Genomic DNA, 19,311 nt, shown 5'->3' on the forward strand with positions numbered 1-19,311 from the left:
GGGGGGGGCTCCCTCGTTCACACCCTCTTCCGGCCGCTGAGCGCGGCCCCCCCGGTGGGGGGCGGGGTTTTTTACATAAACACCCCCCCCCCCACCAGTGCGTACGACACGTAAACGGCAGCCTCAGAGCTGCAACTTGAAGCCCACATGGGATGCCGTGAACCCGAGCCGCTCGTAGAAGCGGTGGGCATCGGTGCGGGACGCGTCGGAGGTCAGCTGCACCAACTGGCAGTTCTGGCGCCGGGACTCGTCGACGGCCCACTCGATGAAGCGGGTGCCAAGACCGCTGCCGCGTTCGTCGGCGTGGACGCGTACGCCTTCGATGATCGACCGCGTCGCCCCTTTCCGGGACAGGCCGGGAACGATCGTGAGCTGGAGCGTGCCGACGACGCGTCCCTCGCGCACGGCGACGACCAGGTGCTGGTTCGGGTCTCCGGCAAGACGCTCGTACGCGGTGAGGTACGGGGTGAGGTCGTCCGGCGACTCGCGGGTGCTGCCCAGGGGGTCGTCGGCCAGCATTCCCACGATGGCGGGGATGTCGTCGGCGATCGCCGGGCGTATTTCAAGATCTCCCATGAGGAGCAGCCTATGCAGCCGTCCTCATTCCGGGCAGGAAACTGCATCCGCGGACGAGAGCCGCGCCCACGGAACGGGAGCCTCGCCACGGAACGGGAGCCGCGCCCACAGGCGGAAACCGCACCCACAGGGGTCCTACGCCGGTACGCGCACCGCTTCCACTGCCCTGACCAGCGGCGTGAGCTCCGGATTCAGCGCTGCTTCGTCCAGCGCCTCGCGCAGCGCGGCGTCGTTCGTGGGGCGCGCCTCGGCGAGGAGCGCGGCGCCCGACTCGCTGACGTCCGTGTAGATGCCGCGGCGATCGGTGGGGCACAGGTACCGGGAGAGCAGCCCGCGGTCCTCGAGCCGGGTGACCAGGCGCGTGGTGGCGCTCTGGCTGAGAACGACGGCGTCGGCGACCTGTTTCATCTGCAGATGACCGCCTTCCCCGTCGTGCTGGCGGCTGAGCACATCGAGCAGGGAGTACTCGCGCACGCTCAGGCCGTGCTTGGCCTGGAGGGCGCGCTCGATGTGGGTCTCGATCTTCCCGTGGAGCAGGGAGAGCGCGCACCAGCCCTGCGCAAGGGCGGTCAGTGCGGGGTCCGTCGCTGTCATGGCTCTTGTTCCTCCGTCCCGGAGCTGCTGAGGACCAGGATAGTCCACCGATGCAATATCCGGCGGTTGCAAGTAACCAGCGCGTGCAACTATTGTGGACGCAAGCTAAGCGCACCTGCAATCGTCTTGGAAGGTAGAACCATGCCTCTCGCGCTACTGGCCCTCGCGATCGGGGCCTTCGGAATCGGGACCACAGAGTTCGTGATCATGGGACTCCTCCCTGAGGTCGCGGGTGACTTCGGCGTCTCCATCCCCACGGCCGGTCTCCTGGTGACCGGCTACGCACTGGGCGTCGTACTCGGCGCTCCCCTGATGACGGTTCTCGGCACGCGCATCTCCCGCAAGCGGATGCTGATGCTGCTCATGGGTCTGTTCATCGCGGGCAACCTGCTCTCCGCCGTGGCCCCGGCCTTCGGCGTGATGCTGGCGGGCCGTGTCGTCGCCTCGCTCGCCCACGGCGCCTTCTTCGGCATCGGCTCGGTCGTCGCGGCCGAACTGGTCGCCCCGGAGAAGAAGGCCGGAGCCATCGCCATGATGTTCACGGGCCTGACCGTGGCCAACGTGGTCGGTGTGCCGCTCGGCACGCTCGTCGGGCAGAGCCTCGGCTGGCGCACGACCTTCGCGATCGTCGCGGGGCTCGGCGTCATCGGCCTGGCCGGTATCGCGAAGCTCGTGCCGGACCTGCCCAAGCCGGAAGGCGTACGGCTGCGCCATGAGCTGGCCGCGTTCCGCAACGTGCAGGTGCTGCTCGCCATGGCGATGACGATCCTCGGCTTCGGCGGTGTCTTCGCGGCCGTCACCTACCTCGCGCCGATGATGACGGACGTCGCAGGCTACGCGGACTCCTCCGTGACCTGGCTGCTCGTGCTCTTCGGCATCGGCATGGTCGCGGGCAACCTGGTCGGCGGAAAGTTCGCGGACCGCGCGCTGATGCCGCTGCTCTACATCTCGCTGAGCGCGCTGGCCGTCGTGCTCGCTCTCTTCACCCTGACCGCGCACAACAAGATCGCGGCAGCGGTGACCATCGCTCTGATCGGCGCCCTGGGCTTCGCCACCGTGCCGCCCCTCCAGAAGCGGGTGCTCGACCAGGCGTCCGGCGCGCCCACGCTCGCCTCGGCCATGAACATCGGTGCCTTCAACCTCGGCAACGCGCTCTCGGCCTGGCTCGGCGGCCTCGTGATCTCCGCCGGTCTCGGCTACACCGCCCCGAACTGGGTCGGCGCGGTCCTCGCCGGCTCCGCGCTGGTCCTGGCCGTCGTCTCGGCCGCCCTGGAGCGCCGCACGGCCGCTCCCAGCCTGGTCGTCACGGGCGCAGCCCCGGTCGAGCAGGCGCAGCCCGTCCACCACTGACCCCCTCCCGAACCACCGGCCACCAGCACGGCCGGCCAAGGCACCACCGCACGCACCACCGCACAAGGAGCACCCCCATGAGCACCACCACCCCCGCTGTTGCCCCGCTGACCATCCAGGACGCCGAGGCGCTCGTCGCCGCGGCCCGCCGTGCGGCCGAGGCGGCCGACGTCACGGTCAGCGTCACCGTTCTCGACGCGGGCGGCCACCTGCTGGCCTTCCGGCGCGACGACCGGGCCGTGCTGATCTCCGGCGAGACCAGCACCCGCAAGGCGTACACGGCGCTTCAGCTCAACGCCCCGACCGCTGACCTCGTCGACCTGGTCAAGCCCGACGGGCCGTTCCACACCCTGCCCACCGCCCTCGACCGTCCGCTGCTCTTCATCGCGGGCGGCGTCCCGGTCCACCGCGACGGCCGTCTGATCGGCGCCATCGGCGTCGGCGGCGGTGCGCCCGAGCAGGACCACGGCTTCGCCACCGCGGCAGTGGAGGCACTCGCGTAAGACGCCACCGCGCGAGGACATGACGAAGGCCCGCCCTCAAGCACCCGGAACCATCCGGTGCTGGAGGGCGGGCCTTTGTGTGCGGTCAGCCCGCGGCGACTGTCAGCGGGGCGAAACGACGGGTCCAGTCGCCGGGCAGCTCCGGGATGCCGTACGTCATCACGGCGTTGAAGGCGATCGGCTCCAGGCCGCGTTCCTTCACCCAGGCGAGCAACTCTTCATGGCGTACGTCGATATCGGTGCGCAGCGGTCGGTCCGAACCCGCGGCGAGCGAGGCGATCAGGGCCTTCGCCGTCTCGGTGTCCCGGGCGATCAGGGGGCCGATGACATGGGTCTCCATGTTCGGCCAAGCCCCTGCGTAGCCGGTGATCGTGCCGTCCGTCTCCGCGACCCTCAGCTGGTCGACGAAGGCGCGAAGCCGGGTGAGTACATGCGTGCGGTCGAGGCCGAAGACCTCGGTGTCGAGCCGCACGATCGCCGACAGGTCCTCCGCGGTCGCCGGACGGGTGGCGACATCCGGCAGCGGGCCACCGGGGGTGAACCTGCCGCGGACCATTTCGGCGCGGCCGGTGGTCTTGAATCCGAGCTGCTCGTACAGGGGGCGGCCGTTCGGCGTGGCATGGAGGGTGAGCGGGGTGGAGCCCGCGCCTTCGATGACGTACTGCATCAGGCGACGTCCCAGGCCCTTGCGGGCGTGCCGCTCTGCGACAAGGACCATGCCGATGGCTCCGAGGCCGGGCCGCTCCTGTGGTCCGTAATCGGTCACCACGCAGGCGGCGATGAGGCCGTTGCCGTCGGGGTCGTCGATGCCGTAACCCGCGCCGGCCGAGAGCAGCAGCCCCCATTTATGGTCCTCGCGTGGCCAGCCACGGTCCTGCGACAGGTCGGCGCAGGCGGTGAGATCACGGAGGGTCAGCCGGCGGATGGGCAGTGTGGAGAGGGTAGGTGTCGACACTCTGCTCAGGCTGTCTGACGCATGACCTTGGCGTCCACCGGTTTGTGAGTAGAGGCACGCATCTTTTGGTCACGTTGCTTCCGGCCGCGGCGGGTGAGGCCCCAGGGCTTGAGCAACGAGATGACCGTCATGAAGAGATAGGCGCTCAGGGAGACGACGGGACCGGCGATCAGGCCGGTCGGGTCCGCCACGGGGGAGCCCGCGGACACAGCGGCCACCGTGTCGTTGAGGCCCGGTCGCAGCGCGAAGGCCGACGCGGCGGTGGTGGCCAGGGTCAGCCAGAACTTCACGTACACCCAGCGATGCCTGGCGAGGCCCCAGGGAGTTCCGAGGGACAGCAGCAGGCCGCTCAGCAGCGTGAGCAGGGCGAGCGGGAGCACCAGCCAGTCCGCGAACAGTTTCATGGAGCGGGCGGCGGCCTCTGTGGTCGCGGCGGACCCGGTGGTGATGGCCGCCACGGCGAGTGCGAGCAGCCCGAGCGTGAGCCCGAGCCAGCCTGCGGCGGCGGTGACATGGACGACGAGGGTGGCCCGGCGAGCGGGGCGGCTTAGTTTCACGTGAAACACGGTGCCGGGAGCGGCGGCCGAGGGCGTCTGACAGCGGGAGTAACCGCGGGTACTAGCCTCGGCGTACATGGCACGCCTTCACCTGTTCGACCTGGACGGAACGCTGCTGCACGGCACAGCGGCCCCCGTGGAGATCTCGCGACAGCTCGGCCTGGAAGCGGAGATCGCGGAGCTGGAACGCGACTTCGTGGCGGGGCGGATCGACTCGCCGCAGTATGCGGTCCGCGTGCACGCGCTGTGGGCGGACCTCACGGACACCCACGTCACCGCCGCCTTCGAGGGGGCGCCGTGGCTGACGGGGATCCGGGAGACCTGGGCCGAGATCCGGCAGTGCGGGGACTACTGCGCGGTGATCTCGCTGTCGCCGTCGTTCTTCGTGGAGCGGCTGCTCGGCTGGGGTGCGCATGCCGCGCACGGGTCACGGTTCCCCGCCGTTCCGTTCACGGAGCCGGTGAACCCGACGGGCATTCTCAACGCTGCTGCCAAGGTGAAGATCGCGAAACGTCTCTGTGAAGAGTTCGGGGTCGGGCGGTCCGATTGCGTCGCTTATGGCGACTCGCTCTCGGACCTGGATCTGTTCGGAGCCGTGCCGGTTTCGGTCGCCGTCAATGCGGATCAGCGGTTGGCCGGGCTCGCCACCCACTCTTACGTCGGTCGCGATCTGCGTAAGGCGTATGAATTGGTGCGAGCCGCCGGAGAGTTGGGGTAATTGGCGGGTCTCGGTCGCTGAATTCCCGCTGAAGCGCGGCAGGACTTGTGCGTCGGACGGCTGCCGGTATGGTCGAGTCCGGTTCGAGCCGGGTGCTCTCACAGCACCCCTGGGGGGCACGGGCGGAGGACAACGCAGCCTAACGGGGCGAAGAGATCGAAGACCTGAACTTTCCGTTATGCGACCGGCGTGACGGCGAGGGATGAGACGCTGCGATGAGGGGTACTGCGGGCAATGTCACATTTGCCACCTACTTGTCCGTAGGGTCCGGTAATTCGAGGTTCAATGTGGCCACATTGGCTACCGAGGCGGAGCGGGGAAAGTAAGCGGCTTCCTACAGGGAAGTGCATGGACCGACTGAGAGATGTTCGAGGCGAGGCACAGCATGGACGCTCCGACCACCACGTCGGCGGGCAACGGCACTTCCGGTGACAGCGGCGGTGGAGGCGGCTGGTTCACCCCACGCAAGGCGCCGAAGCCGTCAGAGGGCGGCGAGCCGACACGACCCGAGGGCGGTGAGCCCGAGACGTCCGAGGGACGCCGGGTGTCCGCCATACGCCCCCTGGGCAGGACCGGCCCTGCCACCGACGAGAACGGCCCCGCACCCGCTCACGAGACTCACGAGAGTGGACCGGCTCCCGCTCACGAGACTCAAGAGAGCGGACCGGCTCCCGCCCACGAGTACGGATCCACGCCTGGCCCCGACGACGGTTCCGCTCACGAGTACCGGCGCGCGCCGGAAGCCGAGCGCATGGCCGAGGAGCGAATACCGGCGGCCCGGCGGGCACCAGAACCGGCCTCCGCACTGGACGCACTGCAAGCCGGCCCCCATGCGCAGCAGTCGCGGCCCGCACCGCAGCCCTCCCCCAAGGGTTCCCCCGACGCGATCCGCGTCCAGCGCACGATGGCCGAAATAGGCCCCGTCGCCGACAAGGTGACCTCGTACTTCTACGCGCTGCTCTTCACCCGGCACCCCGACCTCCGCCCCCTGTTCCCCGCCGCGATGGACACCCAGCGCGATCGGCTGCTCAAGGCGCTGCTGACCGCCGCCGAACTCATCGACAACTCCGACGTCCTCACCGAGTACCTGCAGAACCTCGGCCGCGGCCACCGCAAGTACGGCACCCAGTCCGAGCACTACCCGGCCGTCGGCGAGTGTCTGATCGGCTCGCTCAGCCGCTACGCGAGCGCCGTCTGGGACGAGGAGACCGAGGCCGCCTGGGTGCGGACGTACACGAAGATCTCCCAGATCATGATCGACGCGGCGGCCGCGGATGAACTGCGCGCCCCTGCCTGGTGGCTCGCCGAAGTTGTCTCGCACGACCTCAGAACGCCTGACATCGCTGTCGTCACGGTCCGGCCCGACCAGCCGTACCCCTTTCTGGCGGGCCAGTACACGAGCCTGGAGACGCCTTGGTGGCCGCGGATCTGGCGGCACTACTCGTTCGCGTCGGCGCCGCGCTCCGACGGGCTGCTCTCCTTCCACGTGAAGGCGGTCCCGGCGGGCTGGGTCTCCAATGCCCTGGTGCACCACGCACGGCCGGGCGACGTCCTGCGGCTCGGGGCGCCCGCCGGCTCGATGACCGTCGACCACACGACCGACAGCGGCCTGCTCTGCCTGGGCGGCGGGACGGGCATCGCCCCCATCAAGGCACTCGTGGAGGATGTGGCCGAGCACGGCGAACGGCGGCCGGTCGAGGTGTTCTACGGCGCCCGCTCCGACCATGACCTGTACGACATCGACACGATGCTGCGGCTCCAGCAGACCCACCCGTGGCTGTCGGTCCGCCCGGTCGTCGACGATCACGCCCAGTTCCCGGAGGCCGTGCGCGAGTACGGCCCCTGGAACGAGTACGACGCCTATCTCTCGGGCCCGCCCGGCATGATCCGCAGTGGCGTGGACGCCCTGCGGGACGTGGGTATCCCGGTCGGCCGGATCCGCCACGACTCCGTGGAGGAACTGATGGCGACGGCAGAGTGAGACGCAGCCGGGGATCCGAACGGCCCTAGCCGGCCAGGGAACAGATCAGCCCAGGTCAGGGGCGTGCATCGCGCGTACGCCCTCGATGTTGCCGTCCAGATAGTGCCGCAGAGACAGCGGCACCAGATGGACCGAGGCGATCCCCACTCTGGTGAAGGGCACGTAGACGATCTCGTACTCGCCGCAGGGCTCCTCGATCTCGGGGCCGTGCCGCTGCGAGACGTCCATGGACTCCAGGCGGCAGACGAAGAAGTGCTGCACCTTGACGCCGGTCGTGCTGCTGTCCTCGCCGATGTGCTCGACGGTGTCCACGAAGCAAGGGACTACGTCGGAGATCTTGGCGCCGAGTTCCTCGTGCAGTTCACGATGGAGCGCGTCGACAACGGTCGCGTCCTCCGGCTCCACGCCGCCACCAGGGGTGAGCCAATAGGGATCGACGCCGGGCTTGGTCCGCTTGATCAGGATCAGGTCGTTTCCATCGAGCAGGATGGCGCGTGCGGTGCGCTTGACCACGGGTCGAACGGTCATGGGAGAAATGTGGCCCGGACTGTTCCACGTGAAACATCGTGAACCAGTCGGAGTCTCGCTCAAGCCCAGTCGACGGCAGCGCGCAGCAGCCACTCGTGCGCCCGCGCGATATGCGGCATCGCGAGTGTGCCGGTGCGCACGGCAAGGAAGTACGTGCGCAGTGGAGGCACCGCCGGATCCAGCAGGGCGATGACCTCGCCATTCTTGAGAGCGTCCGCACAGAGATAGCGCGGCAGCACGGCGAGCCCCGCCCCGTTGGCGACGCAGGCGAGCACCGCCCGCAGGTCCGGCACAATGACGGCGCCCGATGCGGCCGGACGGGTGTCGAAGACGGCGGCCCAGTAACGGGCGACCAGCGGCAGCGACTCGTGCACCTCCACCACCGGCAGGTTCTCCAGCGCGGAGGCGCCCTTGCGGCGCAGCTTGCCGGGGCCGATGCGGGCGGCCCAGTGCGGGCCCGCGACCAGGACGTGCTCCTCGTCGCACAGAGGCGTCGCGGTGAGCAGCGCGCCGCGCGGCCGGGCCGTGGTGATGGCCAGATCGTTGTGGCCGGCGGAGAGGCCTTCGAGGACCTCCTCCGCATTGCCGAACGAAGCACGCAGCGCGAGACCCTGTCCGTCCTGACCGGTCAGGGCGGTGAGAGCGGGTGCCGCGCGGGCCGCGGTGAACTCCGGAGGCCCCGCGAGGTGGAGGGTGCGCACCGAGGAGTCCTCTTCGAGCCCCGTTTCGGCGATCTCCACCAGCGCGTCGAGATGTGGCGCAGCCTTGTGGGCGAGCTCGTCCCCGATGGTCGTTGGCGTCACGCCGCGCGCCTGGCGCAGGAACAGGGGGCGGCCCAACTGCCGCTCAAGGGTGCGTATCTGCGAGGTGACGGCGGGCTGGGACAGGCCGAGCAGGGCGGCCGCGCGGGTGAAGGAACCGGCCCGGTGCACGGTCACAAACGTGCGCAGCAGGGCCAGATCCACGACGGTTTCTCCCCTCCCGGCCCGCAGGGGGCCGCGCCCAACTATAAATATGTCGATAGGTCTCTGTCGCTACTGTGATTGGACACTGACACAGAGTCAACTAGCCTTGTTCGCGCGGTTCTTCGCGCGCAGAACCGGAACGGTCCGAGCCACGAGGGGGGAGGCTCGGACCGTTCGTTGTGCGTAGCCCGGTACCAGCCGTGCTGTACGCGGCCTCGTACCGGCCGGGAGCGGACAGGTGCGTCAGCCCGCCGACTCGTCCAGCGCGCGCAGCACGTCCGCGACCAGGTCAGCGCCGTCCTCGGATCCGGCGGAGAGGCGGATGAAGCCCTCCGCGACGGCGTCCCCGCCCCAGCGGCCACGCCGTTCGGCGGTGGAACGCACGCCGCCGAAGCTCGTCGCGTCGTCCACCAGACGCAGCGCGTCGAGGAACCGGTCGGCACGCTCGCGCGAGGGCAGCGTGAAGGAGACCACGCACCCGAAGCGCCGCATCTGCTGCGAGGCGATCTTGTACGAGGGGTCGTCCGGAAGACCGGGATAGCGGAGCCCGGTCACCTCACCGCGGCCGCGCAGCGCCTCGGCCACGGCCAGGGCGTTGGCGTTCTGCCGCTCGGCGCGGAGCTGGAGCGTGGCGAGCGAGCGGTGCGCCAGCCAGGCCTCCATCGGCCCCGGAATGGCACCGACGATCTTGCGCCAGCGCCGCACGGAAGCGGTCAACTCCGCATCGCGGCAGGCCACGTACCCCAGGAGGATGTCGCCGTGACCGGTGAGCATCTTGGTGCCGCTGGCCACGGAGAAGTCCGCGCCGAGTTCGAGGGGGCGCTGGCCGAGCGGCGTGGCCAGGGTGTTGTCGACCGCCACCAGGGCGCCGCGTGCGTGTGCCGCGTCGGCGAGGCGCCGCACGTCGCACACGTCGAGGCCCGGGTTCGACGGCGTCTCGATCCACAGCAGCTTGGCGCCGTCCAGGACGTCGAGCTGGGCGTCGTCGCCGGTCGGGGCGGTGCGCACCTCGATGCCGTACGCGGTGAGCTGCTCCCTGACCAGGGGCAGCGCCTGATAGCCGTCGTCGGGCAGGACCACGGCGTCGCCGGCGCGCAGCTGCGAGAAGAGCACCGCCGAGATGGCGGCCATCCCGGAGGCGAAGACCAGGGTCTCGACGTCCGCCGCGGCGGCCCCGTCACTCCCCTCGCCCGACGCTCCGGCCGAGGCCGCGCCCGGCGTATTGCCCGGCGTCCCGCCCGGAGCTTCAAGCTCGCCGATCGCCTGTTCGAGAAGCGTCCAGGTCGGGTTGTCGTCCCGTCCGTAGGTGTACGGGCCCGTGGGATCGCCCGGCAGGTGGAAGTGCGCGGCGAACACGGGGCCCGGCAGGGTCGGCTCGTGCTTCACCGGCTCGGGAAGGCCGGCCCGCACCGCTTTCGTGCCGTCGCCAAGCCCGGCGTCCGTTCCCGAGCCCGTGTCCGCGCCCGTCCCTGCTCCGGTACCTGCGGCTATCGCTGCGGAGTCCGTCATGCCGCCCGCCTTTCACTTGCTTCGCGTACGGCGTCGAGCAGACCGTCGCTCGCCGCCTCCACCATTCTCAGGCACGCCTCGAAGCCGTCGTCGTCCCCGTAATACGGATCGGGAACGTCCAGGTCCCCCAGGCCCACGGCCACGGGGTCGTACGAGCGGAGCAGCCGCACCTTGTCCGCGTCGGCCTCGGTGGGTGCGAGGCGTCGCAGGGCCCGCAGGTGGCCGGAGTCCAGGGCGATCACCAGATCGAGCCGTTCGAACCACGAGGCCTGGAATTGGCGGGCCACGTGATCGCTGTCGTAGTCGGCCGCCGCCAGGACGGAGACGGTGCGCGGGTCGGCGCCGTCCCCCTCGTGCCAGCCGTCGGTGCCCGCACTCTCCACCCGGACGAGTCCGCCGAGTCCGGCCTCGTCGACCCGCGCGCGGAAGACGGACTCGGCCATGGGGGACCGGCAGATGTTGCCGGTGCAGACGAAGCTCACGGAGAAGGCCATGGGACGGGCTCAGTCCTTGTCGTCGGGCAGGACGACGTTCAGCGCCCAGGACACGATCGAGATGATCAGGCCGCCGAGGATGGCCGTCCAGAACCCGTCCACGTGGAAGCTCAGGTCGAACTTGTCGGCAAGCCACGAGGTGAGCAGCAGCATCAGGGCGTTGACCACGAGCGTGATCAGGCCGAGGGTCAGAATGAACAGCGGGAAGGTGAGGACCTTCACGATCGGCTTGACCAGGAAATTCACCAGACCGAAGAGCAGCGCGACGACGATCAGCGTGAGCGTCTTCCCGCCGGTGCTGTCGCCGGTCAGAGTGATCTTGTCGAGGAGCCACACGGCCACGGCCAGGGCCGCCGCGTTGGCGATCGTCTTGACTACGAAATTCTTCATGTGTCTGATCGTTGCAGACGGACGGCCAGAGCGGTCGGCCCGCTAGGTGGGGCAAGGGGCGTACGAGGACGATGAAGGCATTCCGGCTGGATGAACTGGAGACGGAGCGTGCCGCGAACGACGGCGCGTACCTGCAGTTTCTGCGCGAGCGGAACATGTCGGTCGGGCTGTACGCGCTCGATGCCGGGGCCACCGATCCGCAGCAGCCCCACCAGCAGGACGAGGTGTACATGATCGTCAGCGGCCGGGCGTCGATCACGGTCGGCATGGAGACCACCCAGGTCGCGCGGGGCAGTGTCGTCTACGTGCCGGCCGGGGTGGCCCACAAGTTCCACCACATCAGCGAGGACCTGCGGGTGCTCGTCGTCTTCTCGCCGCCTGAGGGCTGACCCCGTTTCGAAGGGCTGCTCCCCTCCTGAGGGCTGACCTGTCGGGGCTCCGACCTCGGGGTTCCCTAGGGGGAGGATCAGGGGAGGACAAGGGATGCGAGGCCCCCGTCGGGCTCTCTGCCGCCCTAGCATCGAATGCAAGAAGTAAGACAGGTGCCGGAGAGAGGTAAGGACGATGGCAGCGCAGGAAATCTTCTCGGGATTGCCGTGGTGGGTGAAGTGGATCGCGGTGCCGGTCATCGCCCTGGTCGTGTTCGGCGGTCTGATAGCGACCGTCGTGGGATTCGTCGTCGGCCTGTTGTTCAAGGCACTGCTTTTCGTCGCCCTGGTGGGTGGACTCATCTACGTCGTACGGAAGTTCATATCCGGCTCCACCTCTTCCCGCAGCGATTGGTGATTGTCCGCAACAGTTCGCTCGGGTGGGGGAAGTTTCCAGGTGCGGCGCCTTAGGCCGGGGACCAACGGTTAGAGTCCGGAAACCGGCGCGGGGCGAGCCCTGCACGGGCGCTCTGCGCTCCCACCCGTGTATACCCGGGCACGGGCGGAACCCCCACGTGTTTCGGGAGTGAACCTTGGCCACGGTTGACGCCACACCCGCCGGCACCGCCGACTCCACAGACACCGCCGACACATCCGCGGACAATGCCGATACAGGCGGCACCCCGCCCAACGTCACCTCGTACGGGGCGCCGTCGACGGTCTCGGCCTCAACCTCCGCCCCGCCCACTCTCATTGGCTCCGTACAGCGGGCGATGCGGTTGCTGGAGGCTGCAGCCGAGCATCAGGAGGGGGCGCCCGCCAAACAGTTGGCGCGGGAGGCCGGGCTGGCACTGCCCACGGCGTATCACCTGCTGCGCACGCTGACCCACGAGGGCTATCTGTGCCGGGACAAGGGCGTGTTCGTGCTCGGGGAGGCCGCCGAGCGGCTGAGTGCGAGCGGGGCGCAGCAGAATCGTCGCGGCATGATCGGGGAGGCCCTGGAGCACTGGCGTGACGTCATCGGGGTGCCGGTGTACTTCGCTCTCTACCGCGAGGGCGAGATCGAGGTGGTGGGCGTCGCGGACACGCCCGGGAATCCGGCCGTGGAGGAATGGGCCGACTTCCGCGAGACCGGACACGCCCATGCGATCGGGCAGTGTCTGCTCGCCCAACTCGACGACGAGCAGCGGCAGGACCACCTCTCTCGTTACCCGGTGCAGTCGATCACTCCGTACTCGGTCCGTGACGACAGGAGCTTCCTTCGCCGTTTGGGCGGAATGGGCCGGATGAGGCCCGTGGTGGAGCGGCAGGAGTACGCGCTGGGGACGGTCTGCGCGGCGATTCCGATCACTGCGGGTAACACTGCGGCGACCATGGCGATCTCCGTTCCCTCCTACCAGGAAGATCGACTACTGCCCGCAGCCGAGCGCCTGCAAGGCGAGATCGGGAAATTGTTGGGGACACTGGCTTTCTCTATCAGCATCTGAAAACTCACTCCTTGTGATCTGATGTGTACGTTAAGCAAGATGCCAAGAGTGTCAGGGAGTTGGTTCCTGGCCAGTCGAGCTTCAGCGACGGGGTAGGCGGGCGATGCGAGAGTCGGTCCAAGCAGAGGTCATGATGAGCTTCCTCGTCTCCGAGGAGTTGTCGTTTCGCATCCCGGTGGAGCTGCGTTACGAGGCCGGCGATCCGTACGCCGTCCGGTTCACCTTCCACCTGCCCGGCGACGCGCCCGTGACCTGGGCCTTCGGGCGTGAACTACTCGTCGACGGGATGGGCGAGGCCTGCGGTGAGGGGGACGTGCACATCGCGCCCACCGATCCCGAACTGCTCGACGAGGTGCTCATCAGGCTTCAGGTCGGTGCGGACCAGGCGCTGTTCCGGGTGGGGATCCCGCCGCTGCTCGCCTTCCTGGACCGCACGGACAAGTTGGTGCCGCTCGGGCAGGAGCGGGCGCTCGCCGATTTCGAGACGCACCTGGACGAAGCGCTGGACCGGATCCTCGCCGAGGAGCAGAGCGCGGGTTGATGCCGGGAGCCGGGCAAAGCCGTACGGCAGATTGGTGCATTTTGCGGCATCGAGGGCTCAGGCCTTGCGACGCCGGCCCTTTCCGCCGCGGGTCTGCTTGGGAGCAGGGGCGGCGCCGTTTCCCGTCCGGCCCGCACTGCTTCCGGTACGGCCCGCACCGCTGACCGCCCGGATCGCGCCGCTTCCCGTACGGTCCGCACCGCTTCCCGTACGGCCCGCACCGCTTCCCGGCCGGTCCGCCGAGACCACCAGGGCCGCGAGCGCGGTCGTGACCGGTACCGATGCGACCAGGCCGATCGAGCCGACCAGGGTGCGCACGATCTCCTCGGCGACCAGCTCGCTGTTGGCCACCGTGCCCACGCTGCTCTGCGCGATCGAGAAGAGCAACAGGAGGGGCAGCGCCGCGCCCGCGTAGGCCAGGACGAGGGTGTTGACGACCGAGGCGATGTGATCGCGGCCGATGCGGATGGCCGCGCCGTACAGGCCGCGCCAGCCCATCGTGGGGTTGGCCTGGTGCAGTTCCCAGACGGCGGACGTCTGCGTCACCGTCACGTCGTCGAGCACGCCCAGCGAGCCGATGATGACGCCCGCAAGCAGCAGGCCGCTCATGTCGATGGACGGGTACAGGCCGTGGATCAGGCCGGTGTTGTCGTCCGTGTTGCCGGTCAGGGAAGCCCAGCCGATGAAGAGCGAGCCGAGCAGCCCGATGAGGAGAAGGGAGATCAGGGTGCCGAGCACCGCGACCGACGTACGGGCCGTGAGGCCGTGGCACAGATAGAGCGCGATCAGCATGATGGCGCTGGCCCCGATCACCGCCACGACCAGCGGGTTCGAGCCCTGGAGGATCGCGGGCAGGATGAAGAACGTAAGCACCAGGAAGCTCAACGCCAGGGCGACCAGGGCCATGACGCCGCGCAGCCGTCCCACCACGACCACGGCGAGGGCGAAGATCCCGGCGAGCAGCGCCATGGGGAACTTCCGGTTCACGTCGGTGACCGAGTACTGCAGTTCCTCGGGAGCCGTGGGCTCGTAGGCGACCACCACCTGCTGGCCCTGGCGCAACTGCCGCGGCGAGTCCGGCTGGACGATCTCGGTGAACGTGCGGCCCTTGTCCTTGCCGCTCGTCACCTCGATCGTCGCCTTCTTGCAGACGCCCTTCGAGCGCTCTTGCGCGCTCTGCCCCTCCGCGGTGGAGGTATCGCCGTTGGGCGGGGTCTGCGAGGCGTTGACGTCCTTGCAGGGGAGCTCCTGCACCTTCGTCACGTCGGCCGACTGGGTCTGGCGGTCGAAGCCGACTCCGGTGCGCTCATGGGCCGGTGCGCCCCCCGGCCAGAACACCGCGAGCCCCACGACCACCGCGGTGGCGAAAGGAATCAGCACGGCGGCGATGACCTTGCGCAGATGCTTGGAGACGGGCGCGGCCGGACCGTGGCTGTGGGAGTGCCCGTGCGGGTCCGGAGGCGTGTTCGGGACGGGCGGCTGGGACGGCGGCTGTGTGGTGGTCACTGCCCGATCATCGCAAGAACGGAGGGGGCCCTCTGTTCAGCGCGCCCGATATGACGCTAGCGTGGAGCCACCTTTGCAAACGCGGGAGCTCGGAGCACCGGGCTGAGAGGGCGCTGAACTCCGTACGAAGCGGCACATCACGTGCACGATCCGTACGGAATCCGCTGCGTCGACCGCCGAACCTGTTACCGGGTAATGCCGGCGTAGGGAGTAGGTCTCATGACCACATCGGACGCACGCACGCCTGCCTCGACGCAGAACCAGAGCGGCGAGGTCGGGAAGTCCATCGGATGGCACAAGGCGTATGTCGAGGGCTCGCGCCCGGATCTGCGGGTGCCGGTCCGGCAGGTGCACCTCACCAACGGCAAGGCCGTGACCCTGTACGACACTTCGGGTCCGTACACCGACGAGTCCATCGACACCGACGTCCGCAGGGGCCTGGCACCCCTGCGCGAAAACTGGATCATCGCCCGCGGCGACACCGAGGAGTACACGGGCCGTCCGCCCCGCCCCGAGGACGACGGCATCAAGCACACCTCGCCGCGCGGGGGCCTGAAGAACCTCGACGCGGTCTTCCCCGGCCGTCCGCGCCAGCCGCGCCGGGGCCGTGGAGGCCAGGCGGTGACGCAACTCGCGTACGCCCGGCGCGGCGAGATCACGCCCGAGATGGAGTTCATCGGGATCCGCGAGAACCTCGACCCCGAGGTCGTGCGCGCGGAGGTCGCCGCGGGCCGCGCGGTCATCCCCGCCAACGTGAACCACCCGGAGATCGAGCCGATGATCATCGGCAAGAAGTTCCTGGTGAAGGTGAACGCCAACATCGGGAACTCCGCGGTGACCTCCTCCATCGAGGAGGAGGTGGACAAGATGACCTGGGCGACCAAGTGGGGCGCCGACACGGTCATGGACCTCTCCACCGGGCGCAACATCCACACCACCCGCGAGTGGGTCCTGCGCAACTCCCCCGTCCCCATCGGCACCGTGCCGCTTTACCAGGCCCTGGAGAAGGTCGACGGCCAGGCCGAGGCGCTGACCTGGGAGATCTACAAGGACACGGTCATCGAGCAGGCCGAACAGGGCGTGGACTACATGACGGTGCACGCGGGCGTGCGCCTTCCGTACGTCCCGCTGACCGCCAACCGCAAGACCGGCATCGTCTCGCGCGGCGGCTCGATCATGGCCGCCTGGTGCCTCGCGCACCACAAGGAGAGCTTCCTCTACGAGAACTTCGAGGAGCTCTGCGAGATCCTCGCGTCGTACGACGTGACGTACTCGCTGGGCGACGGCCTGCGCCCCGGTTCGATCGCGGACGCCAACGACGAGGCGCAGTTCGCCGAGTTGCGCACCCTCGGGGAACTCAACACGATCGCCAAGCGTCACAACGTACAGACGATGATCGAGGGCCCGGGCCACGTCCCGATGCACAAGATCAAGGAGAACGTCGACCTTCAGCAGGAGATCTGCGAGGAGGCGCCGTTCTACACGCTCGGCCCGCTGACCACCGACATCGCGCCCGCCTACGACCACATCACCTCCGGCATCGGCGCCGCGATGATCGGCTGGTGGGGCACGGCGATGCTCTGCTACGTCACGCCCAAGGAGCACCTGGGCCTGCCCAACCGTGACGACGTGAAGACCGGCGTCATCACGTACAAGATCGCTGCCCACGCCGCGGACCTCGCCAAGGGCCACCCGGGCGCGCAGGACTGGGACGACGCGCTCTCGGACGCACGCTTCGAGTTCCGCTGGGAGGACCAGTTCAACCTGGCCCTCGACCCGGTCACCGCACGGGAGTTCCACGACGAGACGCTGCCGGCGGAGCCCGCGAAGACGGCGCACTTCTGCTCGATGTGCGGGCCGAAGTTCTGCTCGATGAAGATCTCGCACGACATCCGGCGCGAGCACGGCGGCACGCAGGAAGAGATCGCGGCGGGCATGGACCAGAAGTCCAAGGAGTTCGCGGCAGCCGGAAACCGCGTGTATCTCCCGATCGCCGACTGATCGGCGTACGGCACCGCGTCACGGCGTGGCACTTCGGGCGGACGGTCTCGCTGTCCGCCCGAAGGCGCGTCGCGTACTACTCCGGCTTGTGCTCGGGACCGCCGAAGTCCGGGCTGGAGAAGTCCGGGCTCGAGAAGCTCGGGCGCGATCCCGCCGCCTGTTCGCCGCCCGGGCTGCTGAACCCCGGCCGGTGATAGCCGAGGTGCGGCATCCGGCCGCCCGGATCCCCGGCCGGTGTGCGGGCCGCGTGAGCCGCCCCCGGATCCGCGAGCGCCTGCCGCAGGAACGGCAGGACGCCGCGCTCCAGGAGTGCCTCGCCCCAGGCTTCCCTGGCGCGGACCACCTCCTCGTTCTGATCGCCGTACGAACCGGCCTGTAGCGAGGTCGAGCCGTTGCGCAGGGCGGTCAGGAGCAGACCGACCGCGGCGACGAGGATGCCCCCCGCGGTGAGCGCGCCGAACAGCCATCCCGCGGTGAGCATGGTGTCCGCGAAGGCGGGCTCCGGGGTGAGCATCTTCAGGATGTAGCCGACGAGCAGGAAGATCGCGGCGGCCGCCCCGGCGAGAACGGGCGCGAGCACCGCGACGACGGCGACGGCTCCCGCCCCCGAAGCCTGAACGGTGACCTCCCCCATCGTGGTGGCGAGACCGAGCCCGCCGGAACCGGCTTCCGTGCCCTCGGTGCTCCGCTCGCGGATCGATGATGCGGCAGATCCGCTTTCGCGCAGTTCTTCGCGGACCTTCACGTAGTGCGTGTACTCGGTCGTTGCGGCGGCAGTGATCAGCGCGGTGGCGTTCAGAGCCATGGTGCGCAGCTGCTCCGGATTGAGCCGCTCGCCCAGTGCGGCTAGATCAGGACGGTTCGGTGCGGTGCGCAGCGCCTCATCGAGGATCCGCTCGTACTCGGGGCGGTCCTCATTGAGCAGTTGTGGAGCGCTGTTCATGTGCATCCCCCGATGCTCCGTAGGGCTTGGGAGCTCGCATGGCTGCGAGCCGTCGGGCAGAAACGGAGGGGAGCCTGCTACGGATAAGCCGATGGTAGAGCCGTGACGGCACGCGGTGACAGGGGGTTTCCAGAATTGGGCCCCCTGGCCCGCGTGATCGTGTAGAGGAGCGCCTGCCCAGCGAACGCTCAGTTATCCAGGGGCAGTTGGCAGACCAGCAGTTTTCCGGCCATGGTCACGCCGCCGTCCATGGCGATGGCCAGTCCGCCTGCGTAGATGTGTGGTCCCTCGATTACGGGACCGCCGCCGTCGGAGTCATCCTCCGAGCCGACATCGCCGAGCAGATACGGGATGGGGCTGTGGCCATGCACGATGCGGTGGCCGCCGTACATGTCGAGGAGTTCGCGTACGGCACCGGGGCCCGACTCGTCGCGGAAGGCGAAGCGCTTGGTGAACTTCCTGAAGAGGTCCCAGCACTCGTCGGCGTCGTTGCGGGTGAGGGTTTCGCGGACCGTGTCGTTCACGGCTTCGATCGAGTCGCCGTAATCCAGATAGGCGGTCGTGTCGGAGTGCATCAGGAGATGCCCGTCCTCCGACTCGATCGCGTCGAGGCGGGCCATCCACTGCAGGTGGTGGTCCTCCAGGCGTTCCATGTCGGTCTTCTGGCCGCCGTTCAGGAGCCAGGCGGCCTGGAAGGTGGCCGTGCCCGCGCCCGAGTTGACCGGGGTGTCGCCGAACCGCTTCGCGCCGAGCAGGAGCAGCTCGTGGTTGCCCATCAGGGCCTTGCAGTAGCCGCCCGCGGCGGCCGCCTGCGCGGACAGGCGCATCACGAGGTCGATGACGCCGATGCCGTCCGGGCCGCGGTCGGTGAAGTCGCCGAGGAACCACAGGCGTGCGTTGCCCGCGGACCAGTCGCCGTCGCCGTCGATGAGGTTCTGCTCGTGGAGCGCCGCGAGCAGCTCGTCCAGATAGCCGTGCACGTCGCCCACGACGAACAGCGGACCGTGCTCGTCGGTCGGCGCCTGCGGAGGCTCCGGCATGGGCTGCACCTCCACTTGCACGGTGTCCCCGCGATTGATGACCGGCAGGTCGCGCTGGGTCGGGGTGTAGCCGTCGTCCGGCACTCCGGTGACCTCCACCGGCGCGCTCGGACCCGCCACACCCGCCGGACCCCCCTGGACCGGTCCGGTCTCATGGACGTACGCCGGAACGCGGAAGTCGCGCAACGTCGCCGTCCGCACATCGGGTCCCTGACCGGCCCCCTGAGTCATCGACCCCTCCACCACCATTGCGCCGCATCTGCACCGAGATCGGACTGCCTGGTCGCAGCGGCCCGCGGTGTCGT

At 69.1% G+C, this 19,311-nt stretch carries 21 protein-coding genes; 9 read left to right on the forward strand and 12 right to left on the reverse strand.

All coding sequences use genetic code 11. The features are described 5' to 3' along the window. Positions 1-123 precede the first annotated feature (123 nt). Together ACQKIP_RS00070 and ACQKIP_RS00075 are read right to left on the reverse strand one after the other, a co-directional pair. Complete coding sequence (locus ACQKIP_RS00070) at positions 124-576, reverse strand: GNAT family N-acetyltransferase (RefSeq protein ID WP_365861218.1); 453 nt, start codon at positions 574-576, stop codon at positions 124-126. Positions 577-711: 135 nt separating this feature from the next. Beyond that, positions 712-1,170, reverse strand: a complete 459-nt coding sequence (locus tag ACQKIP_RS00075; protein WP_365861220.1) for a MarR family winged helix-turn-helix transcriptional regulator — start codon at positions 1,168-1,170, stop codon at positions 712-714. Positions 1,171-1,311: 141 nt separating this feature from the next. Between ACQKIP_RS00075 and ACQKIP_RS00080 the strand changes: the two genes are divergently transcribed. Beyond that, complete coding sequence (locus ACQKIP_RS00080) at positions 1,312-2,520, forward strand: MFS transporter (RefSeq protein WP_365861221.1); 1,209 nt, start codon at positions 1,312-1,314, stop codon at positions 2,518-2,520. Positions 2,521-2,597: 77 nt separating this feature from the next. After that, entirely contained in the window at positions 2,598-3,023 is a 426-nt protein-coding gene (locus ACQKIP_RS00085) for a GlcG/HbpS family heme-binding protein (RefSeq protein WP_365861223.1), read from the forward strand. An 85-nt stretch (positions 3,024-3,108) separates the two neighbouring features. Here the strand turns inward: ACQKIP_RS00085 and ACQKIP_RS00090 are convergent, their stop codons facing one another. Next, positions 3,109-3,978 (reverse strand): GNAT family N-acetyltransferase, encoded by an 870-nt coding sequence (locus ACQKIP_RS00090; protein ID WP_365861225.1) that lies wholly within the window; start codon positions 3,976-3,978, stop codon positions 3,109-3,111. 5 nt (positions 3,979-3,983) lie between these two features. Next, complete coding sequence (locus tag ACQKIP_RS00095) at positions 3,984-4,535, reverse strand: DUF2269 domain-containing protein (protein ID WP_365861227.1); 552 nt, start codon at positions 4,533-4,535, stop codon at positions 3,984-3,986. Between the two features lie 76 nt (positions 4,536-4,611). On the opposite strand from ACQKIP_RS00095, the gene ACQKIP_RS00100 reads away from it, so the two are divergent. Together ACQKIP_RS00100 and ACQKIP_RS00105 are read left to right on the forward strand one after the other, a co-directional pair. Further along, entirely contained in the window at positions 4,612-5,253 is a 642-nt protein-coding gene (locus tag ACQKIP_RS00100; RefSeq protein ID WP_365861229.1) for an HAD family hydrolase, read from the forward strand. Between the two features lie 385 nt (positions 5,254-5,638). Further along, positions 5,639-7,234, forward strand: coding sequence for a globin domain-containing protein (locus tag ACQKIP_RS00105; protein ID WP_365861231.1), 1,596 nt, complete (start codon positions 5,639-5,641; stop codon positions 7,232-7,234). 45 nt (positions 7,235-7,279) lie between these two features. Here the strand turns inward: ACQKIP_RS00105 and ACQKIP_RS00110 are convergent, their stop codons facing one another. The 5 genes from ACQKIP_RS00110 to ACQKIP_RS00130 all read right to left on the reverse strand — a co-directional run bounded on the left by ACQKIP_RS00110 (position 7,280) and on the right by ACQKIP_RS00130 (position 11,120). Beyond that, the gene (locus ACQKIP_RS00110; protein ID WP_365861233.1) at positions 7,280-7,762 is read right to left on the reverse strand and encodes an NUDIX hydrolase; all 483 of its coding nucleotides are present in this window, start codon (positions 7,760-7,762) and stop codon (positions 7,280-7,282) included. 59 nt (positions 7,763-7,821) lie between these two features. After that, on the reverse strand, positions 7,822-8,727 hold the full coding sequence (locus ACQKIP_RS00115) for a LysR family transcriptional regulator (RefSeq protein WP_365861235.1): 906 nt from the start codon (positions 8,725-8,727) through the stop codon (positions 7,822-7,824). A gap of 243 nt (positions 8,728-8,970) precedes the next feature. After that, a complete protein-coding gene (locus tag ACQKIP_RS00120; RefSeq protein WP_365861237.1) occupies positions 8,971-10,236 on the reverse strand; it encodes a cystathionine gamma-lyase in 1,266 nt (421 codons plus the stop codon). Then, positions 10,233-10,730, reverse strand: coding sequence for a low molecular weight protein-tyrosine-phosphatase (locus ACQKIP_RS00125; protein ID WP_365861239.1), 498 nt, complete (start codon positions 10,728-10,730; stop codon positions 10,233-10,235). The genes ACQKIP_RS00120 and ACQKIP_RS00125 overlap by 4 nt, the downstream gene beginning before the upstream one ends. A gap of 9 nt (positions 10,731-10,739) precedes the next feature. Continuing rightward, complete coding sequence (locus ACQKIP_RS00130; RefSeq protein WP_365861241.1) at positions 10,740-11,120, reverse strand: phage holin family protein; 381 nt, start codon at positions 11,118-11,120, stop codon at positions 10,740-10,742. A gap of 71 nt (positions 11,121-11,191) precedes the next feature. Between ACQKIP_RS00130 and ACQKIP_RS00135 the strand changes: the two genes are divergently transcribed. The 4 genes from ACQKIP_RS00135 to ACQKIP_RS00150 all read left to right on the forward strand — a co-directional run bounded on the left by ACQKIP_RS00135 (position 11,192) and on the right by ACQKIP_RS00150 (position 13,516). After that, entirely contained in the window at positions 11,192-11,509 is a 318-nt protein-coding gene (locus tag ACQKIP_RS00135) for a cupin domain-containing protein (protein ID WP_365861242.1), read from the forward strand. 175 nt (positions 11,510-11,684) lie between these two features. Next, the gene (locus tag ACQKIP_RS00140; RefSeq protein WP_190082947.1) at positions 11,685-11,906 is read left to right on the forward strand and encodes a DUF5326 family protein; all 222 of its coding nucleotides are present in this window, start codon (positions 11,685-11,687) and stop codon (positions 11,904-11,906) included. A 355-nt stretch (positions 11,907-12,261) separates the two neighbouring features. Then, entirely contained in the window at positions 12,262-12,975 is a 714-nt protein-coding gene (locus tag ACQKIP_RS00145) for an IclR family transcriptional regulator (protein WP_427741795.1), read from the forward strand. A gap of 103 nt (positions 12,976-13,078) precedes the next feature. After that, positions 13,079-13,516: an SsgA family sporulation/cell division regulator gene (locus tag ACQKIP_RS00150; RefSeq protein WP_365861244.1), complete on the forward strand. Its 438-nt coding sequence runs from the start codon at positions 13,079-13,081 to the stop codon at positions 13,514-13,516. 57 nt (positions 13,517-13,573) lie between these two features. Here ACQKIP_RS00150 and ACQKIP_RS00155 read toward each other — a convergent pair whose 3' ends face one another. Continuing rightward, entirely contained in the window at positions 13,574-15,022 is a 1,449-nt protein-coding gene (locus tag ACQKIP_RS00155; RefSeq protein WP_365861246.1) for a YibE/F family protein, read from the reverse strand. Positions 15,023-15,241: 219 nt separating this feature from the next. On the opposite strand from ACQKIP_RS00155, the gene thiC reads away from it, so the two are divergent. Further along, a complete protein-coding gene (thiC, locus tag ACQKIP_RS00160) occupies positions 15,242-17,023 on the forward strand; it encodes a phosphomethylpyrimidine synthase ThiC (protein ID WP_365861248.1) in 1,782 nt (593 codons plus the stop codon). A gap of 76 nt (positions 17,024-17,099) precedes the next feature. Here thiC and ACQKIP_RS00165 read toward each other — a convergent pair whose 3' ends face one another. Together ACQKIP_RS00165 and ACQKIP_RS00170 are read right to left on the reverse strand one after the other, a co-directional pair. Beyond that, on the reverse strand, positions 17,100-17,972 hold the full coding sequence (locus tag ACQKIP_RS00165; RefSeq protein ID WP_365861250.1) for a hypothetical protein: 873 nt from the start codon (positions 17,970-17,972) through the stop codon (positions 17,100-17,102). A gap of 182 nt (positions 17,973-18,154) precedes the next feature. Then, positions 18,155-19,237, reverse strand: coding sequence for a metallophosphoesterase (locus tag ACQKIP_RS00170; RefSeq protein ID WP_365861252.1), 1,083 nt, complete (start codon positions 19,235-19,237; stop codon positions 18,155-18,157). Positions 19,238-19,311 lie beyond the last annotated feature (74 nt).

The sequence above is a fragment of the Streptomyces sp. NPDC059900 genome (assembly GCF_050270335.1).
In the GTDB taxonomy this organism is placed as follows: Bacteria; Actinomycetota; Actinomycetes; order Streptomycetales; family Streptomycetaceae; genus Streptomyces.